Origin of the sequence: Methylorubrum podarium, assembly GCF_022179745.1 — a bacterium.
GTDB classification, from domain to species: Bacteria; Pseudomonadota; Alphaproteobacteria; order Rhizobiales; family Beijerinckiaceae; genus Methylobacterium; species Methylobacterium podarium.
The window spans coordinates 1-4,251 of the sequence record NZ_BPRD01000541.1 but is presented as its reverse complement, the minus strand read 5'-3'; the positions used below and the strand labels follow the sequence as shown (position 1 = coordinate 4,251).

Genomic DNA, 4,251 nt, shown 5'->3' with positions numbered 1-4,251 from the left:
CCGAGCGCCAGCATCGGCAGCAGCGCCGAGGTGCCGGCGGCGTGGGCCGCGGTCTCGGGGGCCAGCACGCCCTCGATATCGCCGCGCCCGAACTCCTCGGGCTGGCGGGAGAAGCGCTTGGCGAGGCCGTAGCCCATGAACGAGGCCGCGATGGCGCCGCCCGGGGTGACGCCCATCCACATGCCGACGACCGAGGAGCGGATCAGCGTCGCCCAGTAGCGCGGCAGCGAGGCCCAGGTGCGCAGGACCACGCCGAGATCCATGGCGGCCCGCTTGCCCTTGAAGTGCAGGCCCTCCTCGATGGTGAGCAGGATCTCGGAGACGCCGAACAGGCCGATCACCACGACGAGGAAGTCGAAGCCCTTCATCAGCTCGGGCGTGCCGAAGGTCAGGCGCAGGTCGCCCGAGATGGTGTCGAGGCCGACCGCGGCGAGCAGGAAGCCGAGCGCCAGGGAGACGACGATCTTGGCCTTGTTCTCCCGGCCCATGCCGATGAACGAGCAGAAGGTGAGGAAGAAGACGCCGAAGAACTCGGCCGGGCCGAAGCGCAGGGCGAACTTGGCCACGAGCGGCGCCACGAAGGTGATGAGCACCACGCCCGAGAGCGCGCCGATGAAGGAGGCGGTGAAGGCCGCGGTCAGGGCCTCGCCGGCCCGGCCCTTCTGCGCCAGCGGGTAGCCGTCGAAGGTGGTGGCGACCGACCACGCCTCGCCGGGGATGTTGAACAGGATCGAGGTGATCGCGCCGCCGAACAGCGCGCCCCAGTAGATCGACGACAGGAGGATGATCGCCGAGGTCGGGTCCATGCCGAAGGTCAGCGGCAGCAGGATCGCGACGCCGTTGGGGCCGCCGAGGCCCGGCAGCACGCCCACCACGATGCCGAGCAGCACGCCCACCACCATGAACAGGATGTTGTGCCACGTCAGCGCGACCTGGAAGCCGAGCAGGAGCTGGTTGAGGTCGTCCATGAAAATCTCTCCGCCGCGGGCCGGTCAGGTCAGTAGCCGAGGAAGGCTTCGATCGGTCCCTTCGGCAGCGGAACCCGGAACTGTTGCTCGAACACCCAGAAGGTGACGAACGGAACGAGCACGACGGCGAGCGCGGTCTGCCACCAGCGGAAGGAGCCGAGCGTGAGCATGAACAGGGCCATGAACAGGGCCGAGGACAGGTAGATGCCGAGGAAGGCGATCCCCAGCACGTAGAGGAACAGCGGCACGAAGACCTGGGCCACGAGCCGGAGCTGGCCGTAGGTGACGAAGACGCTGTCCTCCCGCCGCAGGGCGCTCACGAGGGCGGCGATGGCCGCGATGCCGAGGATCGCGGCGACGCGGGCCGGGAAGAAGCCGTTCTCCGGCCCGTTGTCCCAGCCCGCGCCCCGCTCGTAGGAATCCCACAGGGCCAGCGCGGCGAGGCCGAGCAGCAGCAGCGCCACGACGATCTCGACGGCGCGGCGCGACAGGCCGCGCTCGGGAAGCGGGGGAGAGGCTTCGGTCATGGTGGGAACTTCTCAAACAGGTCTTCGCCTCGGCCGCGCCGCCCTCCGCCGGAGCGGCGGCCGGCGCGGCCGGAAGGGGCTCAGTTCGTCGCGATGAAGCCGGCCTTGGTCATCAGCTCCTTGTGCTTGCGCTCGTCCTCCGTGAGGAAGTCGACGAAGCTCTGGCCGGAGCGGAAGTCGGGCACCAGCGCGTTGCGCTCGAGATAGGCCTTCCAGTCCGGGGTCTCGGTGACCTTCTTGAACAGCTCGACGTAGAAGGCCTGCTGCTCCGGCGTGACCTTGCCGGGCATGAACATGCCGCGCAGCATCTGGTAGGTGACGTTCATGCCCTGCGACTGGCAGGTCGGGATGTCGGACCACGCCATGTCGGCGGTGACCTTCTGGGTGTACTGCATCGGCTTGTCGGAGAAGGCGCAGAGCGGCTTCACCGCGCCGGAGCGCCAGTTGGCGACCTCCTCGGCCGGGTTGTTCATGTTGGCGTCGATGTGCCCGCCCGCGAGCTGAACCGAGGCCGGGCCGCCGCCCTGGTAGGGCACGTAGGTGATCTTGGTGCCCGTGGCCTGCTCCATCGTCACGGAGATCAGGTGATCCTCGCGCTTCGAGCCGTTCCCTCCGGTCTTGAGCGGCGGGCTCGCGGTCTTGGCCGCCTCGATGAAGTCGCCGGCGGTCTTGTAGGGCTTGGCGCTGTTGACCCAGAGCACGAAGGCGTCCTGCGCCATCATCGCGATCGGCGTGAAGTCCTTCCAGCTCACCGGAAGCTTGGTGGAGAGCGGCGTCATGTAGATGCCGCTCGACGTGGTGATGAGCTTGTGCGGGTCGCCGGCCGACTTCTGGATGTCGAGCATCGCCTCGCCGCCCGCCGCGGCGGGCTTGTTGACGATGATGATCGGCTGCTTGACGAGGCTGTTCTTCTGAATCGCCCCCTGGATCGTGCGCGCCATCTGGTCGGAGGATCCGCCGGGCGGGAAGGGAACGATGATCTCGATCGGCTTCGTCGGTTCCCAGGCCTGCGCCGAGGCAGCAGACAACAACAGGGCCGCGATCGCGGCCTGCATGGCGACTCTCATGGCGTTTCCTCTTGCAGCGCACTCTTTCGGCACGCGGTCTGTTTTTTGGCTCGAAGACCGGCCTGCTGCACCGGCAGCCCCGACGGTTGGCGAGAACCACGCCTTGCCGGACCTCGGGAGGCGCAGCGTAGACCTGGGCCGACGGCCGATTGAACTTTGAATTATACCGCAAAATCATGCAAGCGCGCTGGGCGTTTTATGCACGCGCCGCTGTCGAATATGCACCGTTCGGGATTTTTCCGGACCGACGGCGTCCCTGGTATGCGGCGGCTGAGCCGGCGTCGACCGCCGGTGCGCTCGCACCGGACGAGAGACCATCACCGTTGCTTGAGCCGTGCGGCGAGCCCGTGCTCCCGCGCTGGACGCTCGACCGCAGATCGTGTCTGATCACCCGAATACATGGAGGACGTGAGCCATGTCCGGCGGTAGGGAGGATCAGGGCCGGCTCACGCGCGCGGCGAGCTTCGTCTTCCTCCATACCGAGCACGCGATCTACGCGGCCCTCGGCGCGCTGCTCGGCCTGACAGCCCTCGTCGCGCTGATCGATGCCGCCGGGCTGACCTGGGAGGCGTTCCGCACCCTGGGAGGCGCCGACCAGATCCTGGAGGTGGTGGACCGGCTGCTGTTCCTGCTGATGCTCATCGAGATCCTGCACACGGTGCGGGTGTCGATGCGCTCGGGCAAGCTGACCTGCGAGCCGTTCCTGATCGTCGGGCTCATCGCCTCGATCCGGCGGGTCCTGGTGATCACCCTGCAATCCTCGGAGATCACCCACGCCAAGGATTGGTCCCCGGAGAAGCAGGCGCTGTTCCAGGCATCGATGATCGAACTCGGGGTTCTGGCCGGCCTGATCCTGACGATGGTGTTCGCGATCTTCGTGCTCCACCGCGCCCGAGACGACGGCAAGCCCGCGGGCGAGGAAGCGCAGGAGCATGCCGGCCCGTGAACGCCGACCTGAACCGACGGTCCGTCGACGGGACTCGGTGCGGGATCGGTCCTTGTGCCTGACCGTGCCGTCGGTTGCGCCGATGCTCGCTGGTGCCTCCTCCTCCGTCCTGCGCCGATCCGGTCGATCCCCTGTCTGCTCGCATTGCGGACCGAATGCCGTCGCCGGGCCGGAACGCGGAGCGGGCGGGTTCGGTTGATGGCAAGGCTTCCCGCGATCGTCTCCCGACCATGTCGAGCATCGGTTTCCCATGAACGCCAAACCTGATGCGATTCCGTCGTCGGCGCCCGCGGTCGAGCACGGTCCGATCCTCGACGCCCGCACGCGGCTGCGGCTCGGGCGACAGCTGGAAGCGATGTACGAGCCGGTGCTCGACGAGGTGCTCGACCCGCGCCTGGCGGAGTTGCTGCGGCAATTAGAGAGCGACCAGAGGCAGGTGCAGGGGGGATAGCCGCCTCAGGCGCCGTCGAGATGGGCTCTGATGAAGGCGCCGGCCTGCGCCAGCGAGCGCCGTCCATCGGCCACTTCTTGGTAGAAGAGATGCCAGGCATGGATCATGTGCGGCCAGATCGTGAGCTGCACGGCGACGTCCGCCGCTCCCGCGGCCGCGGCGAGCCGGACCGCATCGTCGAGAAGCGTTTCGGCCGAGCCCACCTGGATCAGCATCGGCGGCAGCCCCGTCAGGTCGGCGTGGATCGGCGAGACGAGCGGACCGCGCGCATCGGCGCCGTCGACCGCTCGCT

6 protein-coding genes are annotated in these 4,251 nt (G+C 68.0%); 2 read left to right on the top strand and 4 right to left on the bottom strand.

Annotated features, from left to right (window positions below):
* From MFF42_RS23045 to MFF42_RS23035, 3 genes are all read right to left on the bottom strand, one after another.
* The coding region (locus MFF42_RS23045) for a tripartite tricarboxylate transporter permease (RefSeq protein ID WP_238258051.1) at positions 1-968 on the bottom strand (968 nt) is incomplete at its 3' end.
* A gap of 29 nt (positions 969-997) precedes the next feature.
* On the bottom strand, positions 998-1,495 hold the full coding sequence (locus tag MFF42_RS23040; RefSeq protein WP_238258048.1) for a tripartite tricarboxylate transporter TctB family protein: 498 nt from the start codon (positions 1,493-1,495) through the stop codon (positions 998-1,000).
* Positions 1,496-1,575: 80 nt separating this feature from the next.
* On the bottom strand, positions 1,576-2,550 hold the full coding sequence (locus tag MFF42_RS23035; protein WP_373875215.1) for a Bug family tripartite tricarboxylate transporter substrate binding protein: 975 nt from the start codon (positions 2,548-2,550) through the stop codon (positions 1,576-1,578).
* Positions 2,551-2,977: 427 nt separating this feature from the next.
* Here MFF42_RS23035 and MFF42_RS23030 point away from each other — a divergent pair, with 427 nt between their 5' ends.
* Entirely contained in the window at positions 2,978-3,508 is a 531-nt protein-coding gene (locus tag MFF42_RS23030) for a phosphate-starvation-inducible PsiE family protein (protein ID WP_238258045.1), read from the top strand.
* Between the two features lie 250 nt (positions 3,509-3,758).
* Positions 3,759-3,959, top strand: coding sequence for a hypothetical protein (locus MFF42_RS23025; protein ID WP_238258044.1), 201 nt, complete (start codon positions 3,759-3,761; stop codon positions 3,957-3,959).
* A 5-nt stretch (positions 3,960-3,964) separates the two neighbouring features.
* Here the strand turns inward: MFF42_RS23025 and MFF42_RS23020 are convergent.
* A partial coding sequence (locus MFF42_RS23020) for an alpha/beta hydrolase (RefSeq protein ID WP_238258042.1) occupies positions 3,965-4,251 on the bottom strand: 287 nt, incomplete at its 5' end.

What these genes read in the sequence shown, in the direction of transcription:
- MFF42_RS23025 (WP_238258044.1), top strand. Translation starts at nt 3,759, where the DNA reads ATGAACGCCAAACCTGATGCGATTCCGTCGTCGGCGCCCGCGGTCGAG.
- MFF42_RS23030 (WP_238258045.1), top strand. Translation starts at nt 2,978, where the DNA reads ATGTCCGGCGGTAGGGAGGATCAGGGCCGGCTCACGCGCGCGGCGAGC.
- MFF42_RS23040 (WP_238258048.1), bottom strand. Translation starts at nt 1,495, where the DNA reads ATGACCGAAGCCTCTCCCCCGCTTCCCGAGCGCGGCCTGTCGCGCCGC.
- MFF42_RS23035 (WP_373875215.1), bottom strand. Translation starts at nt 2,550, where the DNA reads ATGCAGGCCGCGATCGCGGCCCTGTTGTTGTCTGCTGCCTCGGCGCAG.